At 65.4% G+C, this 21,338-nt stretch carries 15 protein-coding genes and 6 tRNA genes; 14 read left to right on the forward strand and 7 right to left on the reverse strand.

What is annotated here, in order from left to right:
- Positions 1-9 precede the first annotated feature (9 nt).
- Positions 10-1,278, reverse strand: a complete 1,269-nt coding sequence (gene hemA / locus QWY79_RS09865) for a glutamyl-tRNA reductase (protein WP_290272282.1) — start codon at positions 1,276-1,278, stop codon at positions 10-12.
- Positions 1,279-1,473: 195 nt separating this feature from the next.
- On the opposite strand from hemA, the gene QWY79_RS09870 reads away from it, so the two are divergent.
- The 9 genes from QWY79_RS09870 (at position 1,474) to QWY79_RS09910 (ending at position 8,807) form a co-directional block, all read left to right on the forward strand.
- Complete coding sequence (locus QWY79_RS09870; protein WP_290272284.1) at positions 1,474-3,225, forward strand: tetratricopeptide repeat protein; 1,752 nt, start codon at positions 1,474-1,476, stop codon at positions 3,223-3,225.
- 86 nt (positions 3,226-3,311) lie between these two features.
- On the forward strand, positions 3,312-3,932 hold the full coding sequence (gene lolB / locus QWY79_RS09875; RefSeq protein ID WP_290272286.1) for a lipoprotein insertase outer membrane protein LolB: 621 nt from the start codon (positions 3,312-3,314) through the stop codon (positions 3,930-3,932).
- Complete coding sequence (gene ispE / locus QWY79_RS09880; RefSeq protein ID WP_290272288.1) at positions 3,925-4,782, forward strand: 4-(cytidine 5'-diphospho)-2-C-methyl-D-erythritol kinase; 858 nt, start codon at positions 3,925-3,927, stop codon at positions 4,780-4,782. The genes lolB and ispE overlap by 8 nt, the downstream gene beginning before the upstream one ends.
- A gap of 45 nt (positions 4,783-4,827) precedes the next feature.
- Positions 4,828-4,902, forward strand: a tRNA-Gln gene (locus tag QWY79_RS09885).
- A gap of 63 nt (positions 4,903-4,965) precedes the next feature.
- A complete protein-coding gene (locus tag QWY79_RS09890) occupies positions 4,966-5,907 on the forward strand; it encodes a ribose-phosphate pyrophosphokinase (RefSeq protein ID WP_170214838.1) in 942 nt (313 codons plus the stop codon).
- A gap of 112 nt (positions 5,908-6,019) precedes the next feature.
- Positions 6,020-6,709, forward strand: coding sequence for a 50S ribosomal protein L25/general stress protein Ctc (locus QWY79_RS09895; protein ID WP_290272296.1), 690 nt, complete (start codon positions 6,020-6,022; stop codon positions 6,707-6,709).
- A gap of 149 nt (positions 6,710-6,858) precedes the next feature.
- On the forward strand, positions 6,859-7,446 hold the full coding sequence (gene pth / locus QWY79_RS09900) for an aminoacyl-tRNA hydrolase (RefSeq protein WP_290272299.1): 588 nt from the start codon (positions 6,859-6,861) through the stop codon (positions 7,444-7,446).
- 141 nt (positions 7,447-7,587) lie between these two features.
- Positions 7,588-8,679, forward strand: coding sequence for a redox-regulated ATPase YchF (gene ychF / locus QWY79_RS09905; RefSeq protein ID WP_290272301.1), 1,092 nt, complete (start codon positions 7,588-7,590; stop codon positions 8,677-8,679).
- 51 nt (positions 8,680-8,730) lie between these two features.
- A tRNA-Met gene (locus tag QWY79_RS09910) sits at positions 8,731-8,807 on the forward strand.
- 266 nt (positions 8,808-9,073) lie between these two features.
- Here the strand turns inward: QWY79_RS09910 and QWY79_RS09915 are convergent.
- Entirely contained in the window at positions 9,074-10,369 is a 1,296-nt protein-coding gene (locus QWY79_RS09915) for a M18 family aminopeptidase (RefSeq protein WP_290272303.1), read from the reverse strand.
- A 179-nt stretch (positions 10,370-10,548) separates the two neighbouring features.
- Between QWY79_RS09915 and QWY79_RS09920 the strand changes: the two genes are divergently transcribed.
- Positions 10,549-12,660 (forward strand): carboxy terminal-processing peptidase, encoded by a 2,112-nt coding sequence (locus tag QWY79_RS09920; RefSeq protein WP_290272305.1) that lies wholly within the window; start codon positions 10,549-10,551, stop codon positions 12,658-12,660.
- Between the two features lie 169 nt (positions 12,661-12,829).
- Here QWY79_RS09920 and QWY79_RS09925 read toward each other — a convergent pair.
- The 5 genes from QWY79_RS09925 to QWY79_RS09945 form a co-directional block, all read right to left on the reverse strand.
- Positions 12,830-12,905: transfer RNA gene (locus QWY79_RS09925), tRNA-Asn, on the reverse strand.
- A 44-nt stretch (positions 12,906-12,949) separates the two neighbouring features.
- Positions 12,950-13,025 (reverse strand) — tRNA-Asn (locus tag QWY79_RS09930).
- Positions 13,026-13,081: 56 nt separating this feature from the next.
- Positions 13,082-13,157: transfer RNA gene (locus tag QWY79_RS09935), tRNA-Asn, on the reverse strand.
- Positions 13,158-13,290: 133 nt separating this feature from the next.
- Positions 13,291-13,367: transfer RNA gene (locus tag QWY79_RS09940), tRNA-Met, on the reverse strand.
- A 72-nt stretch (positions 13,368-13,439) separates the two neighbouring features.
- Positions 13,440-14,324 carry a choline ABC transporter substrate-binding protein gene (locus QWY79_RS09945; protein ID WP_435389782.1) on the reverse strand — a complete coding sequence of 295 codons (885 nt, stop codon included), beginning with the start codon at positions 14,322-14,324 and terminating at the stop codon, positions 13,440-13,442.
- A 317-nt stretch (positions 14,325-14,641) separates the two neighbouring features.
- On the opposite strand from QWY79_RS09945, the gene betI reads away from it, so the two are divergent.
- From betI to QWY79_RS09965, 4 genes are all read left to right on the forward strand, one after another.
- Positions 14,642-15,274: a transcriptional regulator BetI gene (betI, locus tag QWY79_RS09950; RefSeq protein WP_290272310.1), complete on the forward strand. Its 633-nt coding sequence runs from the start codon at positions 14,642-14,644 to the stop codon at positions 15,272-15,274.
- A gap of 11 nt (positions 15,275-15,285) precedes the next feature.
- Positions 15,286-16,755: a betaine-aldehyde dehydrogenase gene (gene betB, locus QWY79_RS09955; protein WP_290272311.1), complete on the forward strand. Its 1,470-nt coding sequence runs from the start codon at positions 15,286-15,288 to the stop codon at positions 16,753-16,755.
- A gap of 202 nt (positions 16,756-16,957) precedes the next feature.
- The gene (gene betA, locus QWY79_RS09960) at positions 16,958-18,658 is read left to right on the forward strand and encodes a choline dehydrogenase (RefSeq protein WP_290272313.1); all 1,701 of its coding nucleotides are present in this window, start codon (positions 16,958-16,960) and stop codon (positions 18,656-18,658) included.
- A gap of 199 nt (positions 18,659-18,857) precedes the next feature.
- A complete protein-coding gene (locus QWY79_RS09965; protein WP_290272316.1) occupies positions 18,858-21,305 on the forward strand; it encodes an acyl-CoA dehydrogenase in 2,448 nt (815 codons plus the stop codon).
- Positions 21,306-21,338 lie beyond the last annotated feature (33 nt).

Consider the following 21,338-nt stretch of genomic DNA (forward strand, 5'->3'; position numbering starts at 1 on the left):
CTACAGGTCCTATCGAGATGGGTCAGAAGGTTCGTCCAGCAGCAGGGTCGCGGCGGCATCCATCAGGTCACGGCGATCATCCGCGGCCGCATCGCGCAGCGCCAGGGTGGGCCGGTGAAGCAGCCGGTTGGTCAACTGATGCGCCAGACGGCGTACCACCTCCTCCGGATCCTCGCCCCTGGCCAGGCGGGCCAGTGCCTGATCACGGGCTGCGTCGCGCAGCGACTCGCCGTGGGCACGCACATCCCGTATCAACTCACCGCCGCTGCGCAGGCGACGCTCATGCTGCCAGCGGTCGACGCCGCCCTCGATCAGGGATTCGGCCTGATCGGCCTCGAGCTGGCGGTGGCGGCGATTTTCCGAGATGACCTCCTGGAGGTCGTCCACCGTGTACAGGAAGACATCCCCCAGCTCGCCGACCTCCGGCTCGATATCGCGTGGCACGGCAATATCGACCATGAACACCGGCCGGTGACGGCGCTTCTTCAGGGCGCGCTCGACCATGCCCTTGCCCAGCACCGGCAGTGCCGAGGCCGTGGATGCGATGACGATGTCGGCACTGCTCAGCGCATCGGGTATCTCGTCCAGGGAAATCGCCTGCCCTCCCAGGGGCGCGGCCAGCTGGCTCGCGCGTTCCTGGGTGCGGTTGGCCACCGTCAGGCGGCGCACGCCGGCCTCATGCAGATGGCGTGCCACCAGCTCGATGGTTTCTCCGGCCCCGATCAGCAGGGCCCGCGACTTGCCCAGATCGTCGAAGATCCGGCTCGCCAGGCTCACCGCCGCATAGGCCACCGACACCGGGTTGCGGCCGATGCCGGTTTCGGTACGCACCTGCTTGGCGACGGCAAAGGTCTGCTGAAAGAGTCCCTCGAGTTCACCACCCAGGCCCCGGGCATCGCGGGCCGCCTGATAGGCCTCCTTGAGCTGACCCAGAATCTGCGGCTCGCCCAGCACCATGGAATCCAGGCCGACCGCCACGCGCATCAGGTGACGCGCCGCATCGGCCTCGAGAAAGTGATAGGTGCAGTGGGCCAGTGACTCGACGGGCATGTCATGAAAGCGCCCCAGCCACTCATGCAGGGCCTGTTCACCGCCCTCGCTCGTCACGCAATACAGTTCGGTACGGTTGCAGGTCGAGAGCACGGCGGCCTCATGCACCTGAGGCAGCGCGCGCAGCTCGCTCAACGCCTGCTCGAGCTGCGCCGGCGTGAAGGCGACCCGCTCGCGAACATCCAGCGTTGCGGTTCGATGATTGATTCCCAGAGCAACAAGCGTCATGCGTCGGAGTCTTAGCGGAAAGTGAGCCGGCAGCGATCCGGAGATGGAGTGGCGCCGCAGCCTACCCCATTGTGTCGCCACGGCGCCAGATTCTATCACAGCGCAGGGACCGACGGCGCCTAGCTTGCGCCTCCTCCTTTGCCCAGCGCAGACAAGCCGTTATGCTGACGGCTCGACCCGTATACCGAGACTCGCATGTCCCGAGGACTTTTCAAGATTCGCGCCTGCTGCCGCTCCAGTGCCCCGTTCGGCCTGGTCATGCTGCTGGCCAGCTGCCAGACCCTGCCCCCGGACCCGCCGCGCGAGGACCCGATGGCCAAGGCGCCCCCTGTCGAACAGGGCCTGGACGCCGCGGGACTGTCTTCGCTGCTGATCGCCGAGCTGGCCGGTCAGCGCGGCGATTACGGGCGTGCCAGTCGCGGCTATCTGGCCGGCGCCGAGCGCTACGGCGCAGCCAGCCTGGCCGAGCGGGCCGCTCTGGCCGCACGCTTCAGCGATGACCCGAGCCTCGTCGAGGAAGCCGCGCAACGCTGGCAGCGCCTGGCCCCCGATGACACCGATCCCACTCGGCTGCTGGCCGACATCGCCGTGCAACAGGGTGACTGGGACACCGCGCTGGCTCACCAACTGGCGATCATCGAGCAGGCACAAGCCGGCGAAGAAGGCGCCCGCTCCCTGGTGCCCTTCATCGAATCGGCCGTGGAGGCCGGCGCGCCACCAGCACCGCTGCTCGAGCGTCTACGGGATCATTCCGCCAGCCCCGCGACGCGCCACGACGTCGAGCTGGCCACCGCCCTCATGGAATCCGCCAATGGCCTGAACGAGGCGGCGCGCCAGCGCCTGACACGCCTGGCCGAGGCCGCACCGCGTCTGCCCGGCCTGTGGCGCATCCGGGCCGCCGTGGCCCTCGAGGCCGGCCAGCCACAGCATGCCGTGGCCATGGCACGCCGCGGGCTCACCTACCTGCCGGGCGATCCCCGTCTGGTCCTGCTGCAGGCCCAGGCCGAAATTCGTCAAGGCAACATCCAGGCCGCCGAAGCCAGCACCGATGCGCTGCTGGAGGACCATGGCGACAACCCGGATCTGCGTCAGGCTCTGGCCCAGCTGTACCTGGAAGAGGGACACACGGCCCCCGCTCGACGCCTGCTGCTGCCACTCGCCGGCCGTGACACGACGCCTGCGAGTGTCTTCCTGATGCTCGGCAGCATTGCCGAACGACAAGGCGAGATCGATAACGCCCTCCTTTATTACCGGCAGGTCCCCGAGGGCGAGGACTTTCTGACGGCCAGGGCCAGCGCCGCCCGCATGCTGTTCGACAACGACAGGGCTCAGGATGCCCGCACCTTCCTGCGCGTCGAGCGGCTGCGCCACCCCCGGGAGGCGCCCGGCCTCTTCTCCCTGGAAGTGGAACTGCTGGCCAGCCAGGGCAGCACCGCCCAGGCCGAAGCCCTCCTCGACCAGGCGATCGAGGCCCATCCGGACAGCACTCAGTTGCGTTATCAGCGGGCCATGCGGGCGGCACGCCAGGGCAAGCTGGAGATCATGGAAAGCGATCTGCGCCGGCTGCTCGACCAGCAGCCGGACAACGCCAATGCGCTCAACGCCCTGGGCTATACCCTGGCCGACCACGACATCGAGGAGCGCCTGGACGAAGCCAGGCAGCTGATCGAGCGCGCACACCAGCTGTCGCCGAACGACCCGGCCATCCTCGACAGCATGGGCTGGGTACGCTATCGCCAGGGCGATCCCGAAGCGGCCCTGCCCTGGCTGGAACGCGCCTGGCAGGGCATGAAGGACCAGGAGGTCGCGGCCCACCTGATCGAAGTGCTGTGGCGGCTCGACCGCCGCGAGCGCGCCCGCGACCTGCTCGAGCAGGCCCGGCAACGCTTCGCCTCGCACCCCAGGATCGATGAGCTGCTGCAGCGGCTGCCCGAACTGGCTCCCTGATCACTGGCCCGCGCACCGGACGAACGCCCATGCTGTCACTGAAGACGAGGCTCCACGACGAGCCTGACGGAAAAAAGGAAGCCACCATGCCATACCGCATTCTGCGCCTGGGTGTCTTGAGCCTGGGGCTGCTGCTTGTCGCCGGCTGTGCCAGCCAGGCGCCCACCTCCGGCGAGGTGGAACGCAGCCAGGGACAATGGGAGGCACAACAGCAACGCCTGGACGCACTGCAGGGCTGGGAACTGCAGGGCAAGGCCGGCCTGCGCACCCCGCAGGACTCCACCAGTGCCAATCTCGACTGGCTACAGACGCCCTACTATTTCCGCATCCTGCTCAGCGGCCCCTTCGGCAGCGGGCGCAGCGTGCTGGAAGGCCGCGAAGGCCGGGTCTCGCTGACCACCGGCGAGGGTCGCGCCGAAGCCGAGAGCCCCCAGGCCCTGATGCAGCAGGAGCTGGGCTGGTCGCTGCCGGTATCCGCCCTGACCGACTGGATGCGCGGCCTGCCTGCCGACCGTCCGCACGAGATGGAAAAGGATGCGCTGGGCTTCCCGACCCTGCTCGAACAGGACGGCTGGCGCATCGACTACCGCGCCTGGACACGCGTCGGCGAACTCTGGCTGCCGCGACGCATGAAAATGACCTATGACGACCTGGACGTCACCCTGGTGGTGACACGCTGGCAGCCGGAATTCGCTGACGATGACTGACCCGTCCCGGCTGACCCTGCCGGCCCCGGCCAAGCTCAACCGCATGCTGAACATCATCGGCCGCCGGGACGACGGCTACCACCTGCTGCAGACACTGTTCCAGTTCCTGGACCGGGGCGACACGCTCGACTTCGCGTGGCGCGACGATGGCCAGATTGTCCTCGACACCGAATTGCCCGAGGTGGCCGGCAACGACAACCTGGTGCGGCGCGCCGCCCGACGGCTGCAGCAGCGGACGGGGACGTCCTGCGGCGCCCGAATCCGGCTGCACAAGACATTGCCCATGGGCGGCGGGCTCGGCGGCGGCAGCAGTGATGCCGCCACCACCCTGCATGGCCTCAACCGACTCTGGCGACTCGGCCTGACGACACCGGAACTGGCCGAGATCGGCCTCGAACTGGGCGCCGATGTTCCCGTCTTCGTGCACGGGCATGCCGCCTGGGGCGAAGGCATCGGCGAGCGACTGACCCCTGTCGAGCTCGACTGCCCCTGGTTCGTGGTCGTTCACCCCGGCGTCGGCGTCTCGACCCCGGCAGTCTTCAAGGCCCCGGAATTGACACGGAACACCCCCCCCATTACCATTACGCGCGCACTCCAAGGGGGAGCGGCGAGCTGGCGAAACGACTGCGAAGCCACGGTCAGACGACTCTATCCGGACGTCGCCAGGGCGCTGGACTGGCTTGGCTCGAAAGCGCCATCGATGCTGACCGGCACGGGCGCCTGCGTGTTTGCCCGACTGGACTGCCGGGAAGCCGCCGAGTCACTGGCCGGCGAGCTTCCCGCGTCATGGCAGGCGTTCGTGGCCCGCGGCCTCAACCGCTCCCCCTTGCAGGATGCCCTGGATCCATGAGCGTTCGCCGAGGCGACGCCAGCCCGATCCGGAGCGGCGAGTTGCTGGGGTATCGCCAAGTGGTAAGGCACTGGTTTTTGGTATCAGCATGCGCAGGTTCGAATCCTGCTACCCCAGCCATTTTCCGCCGGGAAAGGCCAGATCCGACATACTGAAGACCCAACACTGCAAAGGTGGCTGCGCGTGTCAAAATTGATGGTTTTCGCCGGGAACGCCAACCCCGAACTCGCCCAAAAGGTCGCCGAGAGCCTGGATAACCGATTAGGTCATGCCACCGTCGGACAGTTCAGCGACGGCGAAGTCGCGGTCGAGATCAACGAGAACGTGCGCGGCAAGGATGTCTTCATCCTGCAGCCAACCTGCGAACCGACCAATGACAACCTGATGGAATTGATCCTGATGGTTGATGCCCTGCGCCGCGCCTCCGCCGCCAGGGTCACCGCCGTTGTTCCCTACTTCGGCTATGCCCGCCAGGACCGCCGCGTGCGCTCCGCCCGCGTGCCCATCTCGGCCAAGATCGTGGCCGACATGATGGTCAAGGCCGGCGTCGACCGGGTGATGACCATGGACCTGCATGCCGATCAGATACAGGGCTTTTTCGACGTGCCGGTGGACAACGTCTACGGCTCGCCGATCCTGCTCGATGACATCGAGCGCCAGAACTACGACGACCTGGTCGTCGTGTCGCCGGACGTCGGCGGCGTGGTGCGCGCACGCGCCATTGCCAAGCAGCTCAATGCCGACCTGGCGATCATCGACAAGCGCCGGCCCCAGGCCAACCAGGCGCAGGTCATGCACATCATCGGCGAGATCCAGGACCGCACCTGTGTGGTCGTCGATGACATGATCGATACCGCCGGCACCCTGTGCAAGGCCGGCGAGGCGCTCAAGGACCACGGCGCCTGCCGCGTGGTGGCCTACGCCACCCACCCGATCCTGTCGGGACCGGCGGTCGACAACATCAGTGGCTCGGTACTCGACGAAGTCGTGGTATCCGATACCATCCCGCTGTCCGAACACGCGCGCCGCAGCGGCAAGATTCGACAGCTCAGCGTCGCCGGCCTGATCGCCGAAGCGATCCGCCGCGTCAGCAACGAAGAATCCGTCAGCGCCATGTTCCACTGAGGCGATCCTCAGCCAGCATGACGCCGGAAAGCGCCCTCCGGGGCACCTGAGAGCGTCAGAGATTGGTCGCGATCTCTGGCGCTCTTGTTATCTTTCAGCAAGAGGCAACATCATGTCCGACTATACCCTCACCGCCAGCGTTCGCAACGACCTGGGGAAAGGTGCGAGCCGCCGCCTGCGTCGTGCGAACGAACAAGTGCCTGCCATCATCTATGGTGGCGACAAGGCACCGCAGGCCATCGCCGTCGACAAGACCGTCTTCTACAAGTCGATCGAGGAAGAGGCCTTCTTCTCTTCACTGATCAACCTCGAAGTCGACGGCAAGCCGCAGCAGGTCGTGGTCCGTGACCTCCAGCGCCACCCCTACAAGCCGCTGGTCACGCACGCCGACTTCATGCGCGTCGATGCCACCCACGAGATCACCATGCGTGTCCCGCTGCACGTTGTTGGCCAGGAAGATTCCAAGGCCATCAAGGAGCAGGATGGTGAGCTTCACCAGCTGGCCAACGACGTCGAGATCAGCTGCCTGCCGAAGGACCTGCCCGACTACCTCGAAGTCAACATCGCCGACCTCGAGATCGGTTCGACGCTGCACCTCTCCGACATCCAGGTGCCGGCCGGCGTGACCGTCGTCGAGCTGTCCCACGGCGAAGACCATGACCAGGCCATCGTCAACGTGACCAAGGCCAAGGTCATGCAGACCGAGGAAGAAGAAGCCGAAGACACCGACGCCTCTGCCGAGGAAGGCCAGGCCGACGACGGTGCCAAGGGCGACGACGAGGAAGAAGACAGCAAGGAGTAAGCGCCTGTCGACTTCCTGGGGCCACTTCGGTGGCCCCTTTCGTTTGCCTTCCCGCTCGCTCGACGCCTGCTTTGCCCGCCGCCTGCCCCGCGGGTAGCGCGCAAAGCATGCGTTTCATTCGCCCTCGAGGACCTCGCCGGAGACACGCCATGGCACGCATCAAGGCCCTGATCGGACTCGCCAACCCCGGTGACCAGTACGCCGCCACGCGCCACAATGCCGGCGCCTGGCTGGTCGAGAGTGTCGCCCGGGAGGCCGGCACCAGCCTGCGCCCGGACAAGAAGTTCCTGGGGCTCTATGCCAAGGCCATGGTCGACGGTCAGGAGCTCCACCTGCTGGTCCCGACCACCTACATGAATCGCTCCGGTGGCGCCGTGGCGGCCCTAACCAACTTCTTCAAGCTGTCGCCCGAGGAACTCCTCGTCGCGCACGATGAGCTCGACCTGGCCCCGGGCTGTGCCCGCTACAAGCAGGGTGGCGGCCATGGCGGGCACAACGGCCTGCGCGACATCGCCCGCGCCCTGGGCAACGCCAACACCTTTCAACGCGCCCGCATCGGCATCGGCCACCCCGGCCACGCCAGCCAGGTGACCCAGTACGTGCTGAACCGCCCCGGCAAGCAGGAACGCCACGCCATCGACGACGCCATCAGCGAATGCCGCGCCACCCTGCCCGACGCCATCAGCGGGGAATGGCACCGCGCCATGCAGCGGTTGCACAGCTTCAAGTCAGCATAGCGGACGAGCGGCGAGCCACGAGACGCGAGCAGCTCGTAGCTCGTAGCTCGTAGCTCGTAGCTCGTAGCTCGTAGCTCGTAGCTCGTAGCCACTGTAGAATACCGGCCATTACATTTCCGAACACCTTTCCAGGATGCTCTCATGGGTTTCAACTGCGGTATCGTCGGCCTGCCCAATGTCGGCAAATCGACCCTTTTCAATGCCCTGACCAAATCAGGCATCGACGCTGAAAACTTCCCGTTCTGCACCATCGAGCCCAACGTGGGTATCGTGCCGATGCCGGATCCGCGCCTGGACAAGCTGGCGAGCATGGTCAAGCCCCACAAGGTGATTCCCACCACCATGGAGTTCGTCGATATCGCCGGCCTGGTCGCGGGGGCATCCAAGGGTGAGGGCCTCGGCAACCAGTTCCTGGCCAATATCCGCGAGACCCAAGCGATCGCCCATGTGGTGCGCTGCTTCGAGAACGACAATGTCATCCACGTCGCCAACGAGGTGGACCCGAAGGCCGATATCGAGACCATCAACCTCGAGCTGGCACTGGCCGACCTGGATACCGTCGAACGCGCCAGCCAGCGCCTGGCACGCGTGGTCAAGGGCGGCGACAAGGAAGCCATGGCCACCAAGGCCCTGCTCGACCGCATTCACCCGCACCTGGCCGAAGGCCAGCCACTGCGCAGCTTCGGCCTGGATGATGACGAAAAGCATCAGCTCAAGAGTTACGGCCTGCTGACGCTCAAGCCGACGATGTACATCGCCAATGTCAACGAGGACGGCTTCGACGACAACCCCTACCTGGATACCGTCAGGGCCATCGCCGAGGAAGAAGGGGCCGTGGTGGTACCGGTCTGCAACCAGATCGAGGCCGAGATCGCCGAACTCGATGACGAAGAACGCGCCATGTTCCTCGACGAGATGGGCATGGCGGAACCCGGCCTGGATCGCGTGATCCGTGCCGGCTATGCCCTGCTCGGGCTGCAGACCTACTTCACCGCCGGCGTCAAGGAAGTCCGCGCCTGGACGGTCAAGATCGGGGCCACGGCCCCGGAAGCCGCCGGCGCCATCCACACCGACTTCCAGAAGGGCTTCATCCGCGCCGAGGTGATCGCCTACGACGACTATGTCAGCCTGGGCGGCGAACAGGGCGCCAAGGATGCCGGCAAGTGGCGGCTCGAGGGCAAGGAATATGTGCTCTCGGACGGTGACGTCATCCACTTCCGCTTCAATGTCTAGCGAGCCGCTTGACGAGCCCCGGCATCATGCGTATCATTCGCCTCCGTTGTCGGCTACGTAGCTCAGCTGGTTAGAGCACATCACTCATAATGATGGGGTCCCCTGTTCGAATCAGGGCGTAGCCACCAGAACACCGAAAAGCCCGCCTGGTTCGCCCGGCGGGCTTTTTGCGTTTCTCGCCACGAGTTTCGAGCAGCGAGCTGCGAGCAACAAGTGCCGAACATGAGCCACAAACCCCGAGCTAGCTGCCAACAGCTCGTTACTCGTTTCCCGCGGCTCGTTTTGAGCTACGAGCAGCAAGTGCCGAACATGAGCCACCAACCCCGAGTTGGCTGCCAACAGCTCGTTACTCGTTTCTCGAAGCTCGTTTCTCGCTATCTCGCCACTCGCGCGCTTACAGCTCCTCCCGCTCGACGAAGGCGGTCAGAACCCGGGTCAGGTACTCGACATCCCGCACGCCGGCCGTCTCGCGGATCGAGTGCATGGCCCACTGCGGCACGCCCACGTCCAGGGTCGGCACCCCGAGCTCGGTGGCCGTGATCGGCCCGATGGTGCTGCCACAGCCCATGTCGGCACGCGTGACGAAGGTCTGCACCGGCACGTCGGCCTGGCGGCACAGGTCGCGGAACATGGCCGAGGTGTCACTGTTGGTGGCATAACGCTGGTTGGCATTGACCTTGATCACCGGGCCGCCGTTGATGGCCGGGCCGTGGGCCGCGTCATGCTTGTCCCGGAAGTTCGGGTGCAGGGCATGGGCATTGTCACAGGAAATCAGCCGCGAAGACTGGATCAGGCGAATGAAGCCTTCATCCCCGGGCTCGCCGAGGGCGGCATTGACCCGCTTGAGCACATCGCCGAGGAAGGGGCCCTGGGCACCACAGGCGCTGGCACTGCCGACCTCTTCGTGATCATTGGCGACCAGCACGGCGCCCTGTCGAGCGTCGCTGTCCAGCAGCGCTTCCAGCCCGATAAAACACGACAGCAGGTTGTCGAGTCGCGCACTGGCGATCAGCTCGCCATTGACGCCGACGCGAGACGGTGGCTGGACGTCGTACAGGGCCAGCTCGAAATCGATGATTTCCACCCCCTCCAGGCCGTGCTGTTCGGCAATCCAGCTGCGCAACAGACGGTCCAGGTCGGCATCCTCGCCCCCCTGCAGGAGCACCGGCGGCATCTCGGTCTGCGGATTGATGGAGCGGCCGTTATTGGCGTCTCGATCCAGATGAATCGCCAGGCTGGGTACGATGGCCAGGGGTTGCTCGACGTTGAGCCTCACCCCTTCCAGCCGGCCATCGGCATGCCGCACGTGAACCCGCCCGGCAAGCCCCAGATCACGATCGTACCAGGGAGCCAGCAAGGCGCCGCCATAGACCTCGACCCCCAGCTGCAACCAGCCCGCCGCGACCCGGGGCGCCTGCGGCTTGAGCCGTAGCCCGGGGCTATCGGTGTGCGCGCCGATCATCCGCAGGGCCTCCAGGGGGCCGTGCGGCAGCTGCAAGGCGATCAGCGAGGAGTCGTTGCGGGTGATGTAGACACGTTCGCCCGGCTCGAGCTGCCAGGCGGCCGTTTCATCGAGGCGGCGGAAGCCGGCGGCTTCCAGACGCTCGGCCATGTTGGCCGTGGCGTGCCAGGGCGTCGGCGAGCGACGCAGGAAATCGAGCAAACGCTCCAGTCGAGCATTCTGGGTCATGGGATCCTCTTCACGAAACATCGGGCGACTGGCAAAAAATCGGTGAATTCAAGGGACATTCTACAGGGGGTCTTGGCATCTCACAGGAACTGCTACAATGCTCGTTCGGTCGACTGACCCGGGAGCTGGGTCGCCATCCAGTTAGACAGAGTGTACATGATTCAGGGAGTGCTTCATTGATGAGCCTGCTTGCCACCCTGGGGCGCGTATCGGCCCTGGTCCTGCTGCTGGTCGCCGGTCCGGCACTGGCCGACCTCTCGCCCAGCGATGCTCAACGCCAGACCGCCGAGGAAGTCGCCGACTCCCTGCTCAACGGCCACTATGCGGATATCGAGATCGATGATGAATGGTCCCGCCGCGCCTTCCAGCGCTACCTGGACGTTCTGGATGGCCAGCGTGCCTATCTGCTGCGCAGCGACATCGAGGATTTCACGTCACTGCGCACCGGTCTGGATGAGGCCGTGCTCGAAGGCGAGCTGGACGCCGCCTTCGGCCTCCACGAGCGCTACCAGCAACGCGTCGAGGCGCGCCTCGAGTGGTTGCTGACGCGTCTCGATCAGGGCCTGGATTTCAGCTTCGACGGTGATCAGCGCCTGGCCCTCGACCGGGCCGAGTCGCCCTGGGCCACCAGCGCGGCCGAACTCGACAAGTTGTGGACCAAGCGCCTCAAGAATGCCGCCCTGCAACTGGCCATCAACCGCCAGGACGCCGAACAACGGCAGACGCGCGACGACGACGCCGCGGACGACACCAGTGACCGGCAGAAGACCATCGAGGAAACCCTCCGCGAGCGCTATGAAGCGCAGCTTAACCGCGTGCGCCAGACCAAGGCCGACGATGTCTTCAGCCTGGTCATGACCGCCGTGACCGACACTATCGACCCGCACACCGCCTATATGTCACCCCGCGACAGCGAGGACTTCGATATCCAGATGAAGCTGTCGCTGGAGGGTATCGGGGCTCTGCTCCAGGCGGACGGCGAATACGTCAAGGTATCCAGCCTGGTACCCGGCGGTCCGGCGGAGAAAGCCGGCGTGCTCAAGCCTGCCGACCGCATCATCGGCGTCGGCCAGGAGGACGAGGAAGTCGTCAACGTGGTCGGCATGCGACTCGACGAGGTGGTCGACATGATACGCGGGCCCAAGGGTTCCGTGGTCAAGCTGGAAATCGTCCCCGGCCAGGCCATGGACATGACCCGCTCCAAGGTCATCGAGATCACGCGGGATACCGTCAAGCTGGAGGACCAGGCCGCCCAGAGCGAGGTGCTGGAAGTCGAGCGTCACGACGGCACGCACCGTGTCGGCGTGATCAAGGTGCCGGCCTTCTATGTGGATTTCGACGCCTGGCAGGCCGGCGAGGAAGACTATCGCAGCACCACCCGCGATGTTGCCAAGGAGGTCCAGAAGCTGCGTGACCAGAACGTCGAGGGCATCGTGCTCGACCTGCGCAACAATGGCGGTGGCGCCCTTCAGGAAGCCAACTCCATGCTAGGCCTGTTCATCGATCGCGGCCCCACGGTTCAGGTGCGCGACGCCCAGGGCCGCATCAACCTCTACGGCGATACGGACAGCGGCAGCCTCTATGACGGCCCGCTGGTGGTGCTCGTCAACCGCCTCTCGGCCTCCGCCTCGGAAATCTTCGCCGGCGCCATCCAGGATTACGGACGCGGCCTGGTGGTCGGCAGCAACACCTTCGGCAAGGGCACGGTGCAGACGCTCAACGAGCTCAACCAGGGCCAGGTCAAGCTGACCCGGGCCAAGTTCTACCGCATCTCGGGTGACAGCACCCAGAACCGGGGCGTCGCGCCGGATATCGAGTTCCCCTCCCTGGTCGACCCGGAAACCATCGGCGAAAGCAGCCTGGACAACGCCCTGGCCTGGGATAGCGTGCGCAAGGTGCAATACCGCCAGTATGGCGAGCCGCGCCGCTTCCTGGAGACCCTGCGTCAGCGCCACGCTCAGCGTGCCGAGGATCAGCCCAATTTCCATTACCTGGAACAGCGCGCGACGCTGGCCGAACGCCTGCGCGAACAGCATACCAGCGTCAGCCTGAACCAGGAGCAGCGGCGTCAGGAGACCCAGGCGCGCGAGGCTGAACAGCTCGCCCTGGAGAACGAAAGGCGCGCCGCCCTGGGCCTGGACCCGCTGGACGACTGGATCGACAGCCGCAGTCAGGATGACGAGGATGACACCCAGCCACTCGAGCGCGCCCCGCTCACCGAGTCGGCCCAGATTCTGCTCGACTACTCGCGGCTGGAAAGCGGCATCCAGTTTGCCGAACACGACGACTGAGCGGCTATCTTCCGCACCACACCATGATGCATGACATCACGCCGGCCCCAGGGTCGGCGTTTTACTGCGGGGGCGAAAAAGAGGTTCGCGACTCGACGCGATGAGCCACCAGCACGCTGGTCGGTTCAGACGAATGGCATCGAGGCAACGACGCACAGCAGCGTCAGCATGGCTCCCCGAGCAGGACTCGAACCTGCGACCCAATGATTAACAGTCATTTGCTCTACCAACTGAGCTATCGGGGAATATGATGCTGTTTGCCCGGAACGGGCGGAAGGCAAGGCAAAGGTGGCTCCCCGAGCAGGACTCGAACCTGCGACCCAATGATTAACAGTCATTTGCTCTACCAACTGAGCTATCGGGGAATGACCCTTGATGCGCCATCATCGGCGCTGGTTCGTACCTGAAGCGATCAGGTGATTGGCTCCCCGAGCAGGACTCGAACCTGCGACCCAATGATTAACAGTCATTTGCTCTACCAACTGAGCTATCGGGGAACGACCTCGAACACGGGGCGTAGTATACGGATCGACTCGTCGACGTCAAGTGGTGACCACGAGTTTCACCCGCCCGGGGCGGCAAAAAAGTCGCCCGAACGGCAACACCGATCGGGCGACTCTCGAGGATCTCTGGTGGCTACGCCCTGATTCGAACAGGGGACCCCATCATTATGAGTGATGTGCTCTAACCAGCTGAGCTACGTAGCCTTTTTGCTTCCCGCCGCAGCGAGATGGGAATTATGCATGCGGGCCTGCCACCTGGCAAGCCCGCGTTGCGCCTCATTCCTCGATGGACAGCGCCTGCTTGACGGCCGGCAGGGCAGGCTCGCCGGCCCGCGTGGTCACGCCCTCGAGCCAGTCATCCAGCACGCCGGCATTGGCCTGCAGATAGTCACGCGCCGCCTGACCCGGCTCTGCGCCCTCATCCATGATGGTGCCCATCAGCTGGTTTTCCATCTCGAGCGTGAAGCGCAGGTTATCCAGCAGGTTGCCGACATTGGGGCAGGCCTCGCTGTAGCCGGCCCGCGTATTGGTATAGACGGTGGCGCCCCCCAGATTGGGGCCGAAGTAATCGTCGGCACCCTCGAGGTAGGCCATCTCGAAATTGGAATTCATCGGGTGCGGCTCCCAGCCAAGGAAGACCATCCACTTCTCGTCGGGGACCCGCGCCTTGAGCTCGGCCAGCATGCCGGCTTCGCTGGAATCGATCAGTTGCCAGTCGCCCAGCCCGAAGGCATCGTCGTCGATCATCTGCTGGATCAACTCATTGCCATCATTGCCGGCTTCGATGCCATGCAACTGGCTGTCGAAGCGCTCGGCATGCTCCGCCAGGTCCTCCACCGAGGTCACGCCGGCGTCATGCACATACTGCGGCACCGCCAGGGTGTACTTGGCCCCCTTCAGGTTGGCCTCCAGGCGTTCGACCTCGCCACGCTCGACATAGGGGTCGCTGATCGAGGCCATGGAGGGCATCCAGTTGCCCAGAAAGACATCGAAGTCGCCGTTTTTCATGCCGGAATAGGCGATCGGTACGGACACCGTATCGATGCGCGTCTCATACCCCATGGCTTCCAGGACCTGGGTGGTCAGGGCCGTGGTCGCCGTGATGTCGGTCCAGCCGACCTCGGCGAAACGCACCGGCTGGCAACTCTCGTCGGCCGCCATCGAGGGTGCGGCGGCAAGCACCAGTGTCGTGCTCAGCAAACCCTTGGTCATCTTGTTCATCGAGCTATCTCCCTTGTCAAAGTGGACAGTCTGAACGAACGTCCGGGACGGGACGTTGGCCTCTGTACTCGTGCTATCCGCGACGAGTCGACAGATGCCTCTGGCAGGGCTATCGGCCAGACTGGTTATTTTTATTGATTGAACATTCAATAAAAAAGTGCCAGACTGTTTCTATCTTAATCATGGCGGTGTACCCGGTTGCAAGGCGACAACCGCTTCACCGCTCAACGATCAGCACTCACAGAGGAGGCAGCAAGGTGCCCAAGGTTGGAATGGAACCCATCCGCCGCCAGCAGCTGATCAAGGCCACCATGGCCGCCATCGACGATGTCGGCCTGGCGGATGCCACGGTCATGCGCATCTCGCGGCAGGCCGGCGTTTCGGCCGGCATCATCAGCCACTACTTCGGCGGCAAGGATGGCCTGATGGAGGCAACCATGCGCCAGATTCTCAATGACCTGAGAGATGCCGTGGCGGCGCGCCGCCGTGCCCTGTCGACGCCCTCGCCCCGGGCCCACCTGGAGGCCATCATCGACGGCAACTTCGACCGCACCCAGGTAACCGGCCCGGTGGCCAAGACCTGGCTGGCCTTCTGGGCCAGCAGCATGCATCAGCCGCAGCTGCAGCGCCTGCAGAACGTCAACGACCGGCGCCTGTATGCCAACCTCTGCCACCAGTTTCGCCGGCTCATGCCGTGCGAAACCGCTCGCGATGCCGCCCGAGCCCTGGCCGCCATGATCGACGGTCTCTGGCTGCGCGGCGCCCTGACGCCGGAGGGCCTGGACTCGGACCACGCCCGGCGCCTGGCACGCGACTACCTTGACCAACTGCTGCAAGCACCCGAGGCCCGGGCCTCGCTGCCCACTGCCAACCTCCAAGCCGAATCCTGACGGGAGCCACCATGACACAGCTCGATACCCAGTCCCTCTACATCAATGGCGCCCATGTGGACGCCACCTCCGGTGAGACCTTCGAGGTCGTGAATCCCTACGACGGTAGCCTGCTGGCCAGGGTTCAGCAGGCCGCCGAAGCCGACGTCGACAGCGCCGTCGCGGCGGCCCGTCAAGGCCAGCGCACCTGGGCCGCCATGACCGGTGCCGAGCGTGGCCGCATCCTCGCGCGCGCCGTGGCGCTGCTGCGCGAGCGCAACGACGAAATTGCCGAACTCGAGTCACGCAACACAGGCAAGCCGATCAGCGAGACCTCCGCCGTGGACATCGCCACCGGCACCGAGGTGCTCGAATACTACGCCGGCCTGGCCGGGGCCATCGAGGGCAGCCAGATTCCGCTGCGCGATACCTCCTTCGTCTATACGCGTCCGGAGCCGCTGGGCGTGATCGGGGCCATCGGCGCCTGGAACTATCCGATCCAGATCGCCTGCTGGAAGTCCGCCCCGGCCCTGGCCGCCGGCAACGCCGTGGTCTTCAAGCCCAGCGAGGTAACCCCGCTGACCGCCATGGTACTGGCCGAGGTGTTCAGCGAAGCCGGCATGCCCGATGGCGTCTTCAATGTGGTGCATGGTGACGGCCGCGTCGGCCAGCTGATCACCGGCCACGGCGGCATCGACAAGGTGTCGTTCACCGGCGAGGTGGGCACCGGCAAGAAGGTGATGTCGGCCTCCGCCGCCTCCAGCCTCAAGGACGTGACCATGGAGCTCGGCGGCAAGTCGCCGCTGATCGTCTTCGACGATGCCGACCTGGATCGTGCCGCCGATGGCGCCATGATGGCCAACTTCTACTCCAGTGGCCAGATCTGCACCAATGGCACACGCGTGTTCGTCGACAGCTCCATCAAGGAGGCCTTCGAGGCGAAGATCGCCGAGCGCGTGGCACGCATCAAGGCCGGTGATCCGCTGGACCCGGCGATCAACTTCGGCCCGCTGGTCAGCTTCGAACATCAGGAAAAGGTGCTGTCCTACATCGAACTGGGCAAGCAGGAAGGCGCACGCGTGCTGGCCGGTGGTGATGCCTGGGATCAGGGCACCTGGGCCAACGGGGCCTGGGCGGCGCCCACCGTCTTTACCGACTGCGACGACAGCATGCGCATCGTCCGGGAGGAGATCTTCGGGCCGGTGATGTCGATTCTGGCCTTCGATGACGAAGAGGAAGTGATTCGTCGCGCCAACGACACCAGCTACGGCCTGGCCGCCGGCGTCTTCACCGAGGGCCTGAATCGCGCCCATCGGGTGATTCATCGCCTCGAGGCGGGCATCTGCTGGATCAACACCTGGGGCGACTCCCCTGCCGAGATGCCGGTTGGCGGCTACAAGCAGTCCGGCGTGGGCCGCGAGAATGGCCTGGAAACACTGGGCCACTATACCCAGACCAAGTCCGTGCAGGTGGAAATGGGGCCCTTCGAGTCGGTGTTCTAAAGCCCTTGGCTAACCGGCGACGCGATGAGCTGTTGCGTCGACAAGCTTGCGCGAGGGCGCTGTAAACCCCTCCATGGGCGCTACATCCGCCATCCCTGGCGGATGACCCTCGCTTCAGCTTGTCCCCGCCGCTCATCGCCGCCTGTACGTATCCGCCGCAGACGTCCGCAACCCACCTCCGTTTCAGCCTTGGGAGGCTCCCATGCCCCAGATTCGTGAATTCGATTATGTCATCATCGGCGCCGGTTCTTCCGGCAATGTCCTGGCCGCGCGCCTGACCGAAGACCCGGATGTCCAGGTCCTGCTGCTCGAGGCCGGCGGCCCCGACTACCGCTTCGACTTCCGGACCCAGATGCCCGCGGCACTGGCCTACCCCCTGCAGGGCAAACGCTACAACTGGGCCTTCGAAACCGACCCGGAACCGCACATGGACGGCCGGCGCATGGAGTGCGGGCGCGGCAAGGGCCTGGGCGGCTCCTCGCTGATCAACGGCATGTGCTACATCCGCGGCAACGCCCTGGACTATGACAACTGGGCCAAGCGTGACGGCCTGGAAGACTGGACCTATGCCGACTGCCTGCCGTACTTCCGCAAGGCCGAGACCCGCGACATCGGCCCCAATGACTATCATGGCGGCGATGGACCGGTCAGCGTGACCACTCCCAAGGCCGGCAACAACCCGCTCTACCACGCCTTCATCGAGGCCGGCCAACAGGCCGGGTATCCCGCTACCGAAGACGTCAACGGCTATCAGCAGGAAGGCTTCGGTCCCATGGACCGTTTCGTCACGCCCAATGGCCGCCGCGCCTCCACGGCACGCGGCTACCTCGACCAGGTCAAGGACCGCCCCAACCTGACCATCGAGACCCGTGCCATGACCGACGTCATCACCTTCGAGGGCAAACGCGCCACGGGTGTACGTTACGCCCGCAAGGGCAATACCCAGGAGGTCCGGGCGCGTCGTGAAGTCCTGCTGTGTGCCGGGGCCGTGGCCTCGCCGCAGATTCTGCAGCGCTCCGGCGTCGGCCCGCGGGATGTCCTCGACGAGTTCGACATCGAGCCGGTGCTGGTCAACGACAACGTCGGCACCCATCTGCAGGATCACCTGGAGATGTACATCCAGTACGAGTGCACCCAGCCCATCTCGCTGTATCCGGCCCTGAAGTGGTGGAACCAGCCGAAGATCGGTGCCGAGTGGATGCTGCTGGGCAAGGGCGTCGGTGCCAGCAACCAGTTCGAGGCCGCCGGCTTCATCCGCAGTCGCGACGAGGAGGAATGGCCCAACCTGCAGTACCACTTCCTGCCCATCGCCATCAGCTACAACGGCAAGAGCGCGGTCGAGGCCCACGGCTTCCAGGCCCATGTCGGCTCCATGCGCTCCGAGAGCGAGGGCCGCATTCGCCTGACATCCCGGGATCCGGCGGCGGCGCCCAGCATCCTGTTCAACTACATGTCCACCGACAAGGACTGGCAGGAATTCCGTGACGCCATTCGCCTGACCCGGGAAATCATCCAGCAGCCGGCCTTCGACGACTATCGTGGCCGGGAAATCTCGCCGGGCCCCGATGTCCAGTCCGATGCCGAGCTCGACGCCTTCGTCCGCGAGCATGCCGAGACCGCCTATCACCCGTGCGGCAGCTGCCGCATGGGCGAAGGCGAGGACAGCGTGGTCGATGGTGCCGGGCGGGTGCATGGCCTGGAGGGCCTGCGCGTCGTCGATGCCTCCCTGTTCCCGGTGATTCCCACCGGCAACCTCAACGCCCCGACTCTGATGCTGGCCGAGAAAATGGCCGACAAGATCCGTGGCCGCGAGCCCCTGCCGAAGAGCGATGCGCCCTATTACGTGGCCGAGGGAGCCCCGGCCCAACAGACGCCCATGCGCCGGCTCGATCAGACCCCATAACGCCGCCACCAGGCACGCGCCACGACGCCCCGGCTGTGAGTTCAGGACAGCACGGGGCGTTTTGCTGTCCAGGGACCTGCCGCCGGCTATGCCATCCAGTCCCTACCACCTTTGCCTGACTGGTCAGTTGCAGGAAAGTGGGCTATTCTGCAAGAATTCAAACAGACGTTCGAATCTTATCTCACACCCGGAGATGCTCATGTTGACCCTGATACTGCTCGTGCTGGCCGTGGCCGGCTTGCTGATCGTGATGCGCCGTGAGGCAGGCGCCCTGCCGGCACTGGCGGTGACCGGCGTTACCGGCCTGATCGGTGTTGCGGCCGGCGCCCCGGTGATCGGCGTGTTGCTGCTGATCGTCACCGCCGGCATCGCCGCCTGCGGCTTGCCGGGCGTGCGCCGGGCATGGCTGACACCGCGGATCTTCGCGCTGTTCAAGAAGGTCGCGCCCCGGGTCTCCGAGACCGAGCGCACCGCCCTGGAGGCCGGCAGTGTGGCCTGGGACGGCGAGATTTTCTCGGGTCGCCCGAACTGGCAGCGTCTGCTGGACTTCAAGGATGACGGCCTGAGCGACGCGGAGCGCGCCTTCGTCGATCACCAGTGCAGCGTCGCGGCCGGCATGTGCAATGCCTGGGACATCGCCCGCGAACGCGCCGACCTGCCCCAGGAACTCTGGGACTATCTCAAGCGCGAGCGCTTCTTCGGCATGATCATTCCCGAAGAGTATGGCGGTCTGGGCTTCTCCGCCAAGGCACAATCGACCATCCTGCAGAAGCTCTCGGTCAGCGAGACGCTGATGGTCACCGTTGGTGTGCCCAACTCCCTGGGGCCGGGCGAGCTGCTGCTCAAGTATGGCACCCAGGAACAGAAGAACCACTACCTGCCGCGCCTGGCCGACGGCCGCGAGATTCCCTGCTTCGGCCTGACCGGCCCGAGGGCCGGCAGCGACGCCACTTCCCTGCCGGATGTCGGCGTGGTGGTCAAGCGCGAGGTGGACGGCGAAGAGATGCTGGGCCTCGAACTGACCTTCGAGAAGCGCTGGATCACCCTGGCGCCGATCGCCAGCGTGGTCGGCCTGGCCTTCCGCCTGTTCGACCCGGAGCACCTGTTGGGCGACGAGGAAGACCGCGGCATCACCCTGGCGCTGGTGCCACGCGAGACCGAGGGCATGCAGATCGGCCGCCGTCATCATCCCATCGGCAGCCCCTTCCTCAATGGCCCGATCAAGGGCAACAAGGTCTTCGTGCCGCTGTCGACCATCATCGGCGGCGAGGAAATGATCGGTCAGGGCTGGCGCATGCTGGTCGAGTGCCTCTCGGTCGGCCGCTGCATCACCCTGCCCTCCGGCGCCACCGGCACGGCCCGCTACGCCATCGGCTGGAGCGGCGGCTTCGCGCGCATCCGCCGTCAATTCAATGTGCCGGTCGCCGAAATGGAAGGCGTCCAGGAGCCCCTGGCGCGCATGACCGCCATGGCCTACATCGCCCAGGCCGCGGTCTACCAGACCGCCAACACCATCGACCATGGCCAGAAACCCGCCGTGCCCTCGGCGATTCTCAAGAGCCAGCTGACCGAGTTCCAGCGCGTGATCCTCGCCGATGCCATGGACATCCATGGCGGCAAGGCGGTGACGCTCGGGCCACGCAACTATCTGGGCATCGGTTACAGTGCCAACCCGGTGGCCATCACCGTCGAGGGCGCCAACATCATGACGCGCAACCTGATGATCTTCGGTCAGGGAGCGATTCGCTGCCATCCTTATGTGCTCGAGGAACTGGCCGCCAAGGACGCCGATGACGTCAAGGCCTTCGACCGCGCCTTCTTCAGCCATGCCGGCCTGATTCTGGGCAATGCTGCCCGCGCCCTGACCCAGGGCCTGGGCCTCGGCAAGTCGGACGTGCCCTTCGACAAGGTAGCCGCTCCCTACGCGCAGGACATCGCGCGCCTGTCGGCCGGTTTCGGCCTGGCCGCGGATGCTGCCATGGCCAGCCTGGGCTCACAGCTCAAGCAGCGCGAGATGCTCTCCGCACGCCTCGGCGACGTGCTGTCCAACCTCTATCTGGCCAGCATGCTGCTCAAGCAGTGGCACGAGGGCGAGCGCGTGGAAGGCGAGGACGCCGTGCTGCACTATGCCGCTCGCTTCCTGCTGAACCGCGCCGAGCAGGCCTTCGTCGAGCTCTTCGACAACCTGCCCAACCGCGCCCTGGGCCGCACCCTGCGAGTGATCATCATGCCCCGCGGACGTCGCTGGTCGCGCCCCGAGGATGACCTGTCACGCGGGATCGCCCAGGCCATCTCGCATGACAGCGCCCTGCGCCACAAACTGACGGCCAATACCTGGGACGCCGACGATGGTCCCCAGGACAACCCGCTGGCCCGCTACAATGCCCTGCTGGCCACTCAGGAGCGCGCCGAGGCGCTGTATCGCACGGTCGGCAAGGCCCACGCCAAGGGCGAGATCCCCGCCGAGGCGTTGCATCCGGAGCAGCAGGTCGACGCAGCGCTGGAGGCCGGCCTGATCAACGAAGACGACGCGACCTTCATGCGCCAGCGCGAGGCCGAGGTGCTGGACATGCTCAGCGTCGACGACTTCGAGTACGACGCCTTCGTCACCGACAAGTCCAAGGTGCTGCGCCACCACCCGGCATAGGGAGCAGGTGTGAGGAGAGAAGATGTGAGGCGT

This window comes from Halomonas sabkhae, from assembly GCF_030409265.1.
Lineage (GTDB): Bacteria > Pseudomonadota > Gammaproteobacteria > Pseudomonadales > Halomonadaceae > Halomonas > Halomonas halmophila.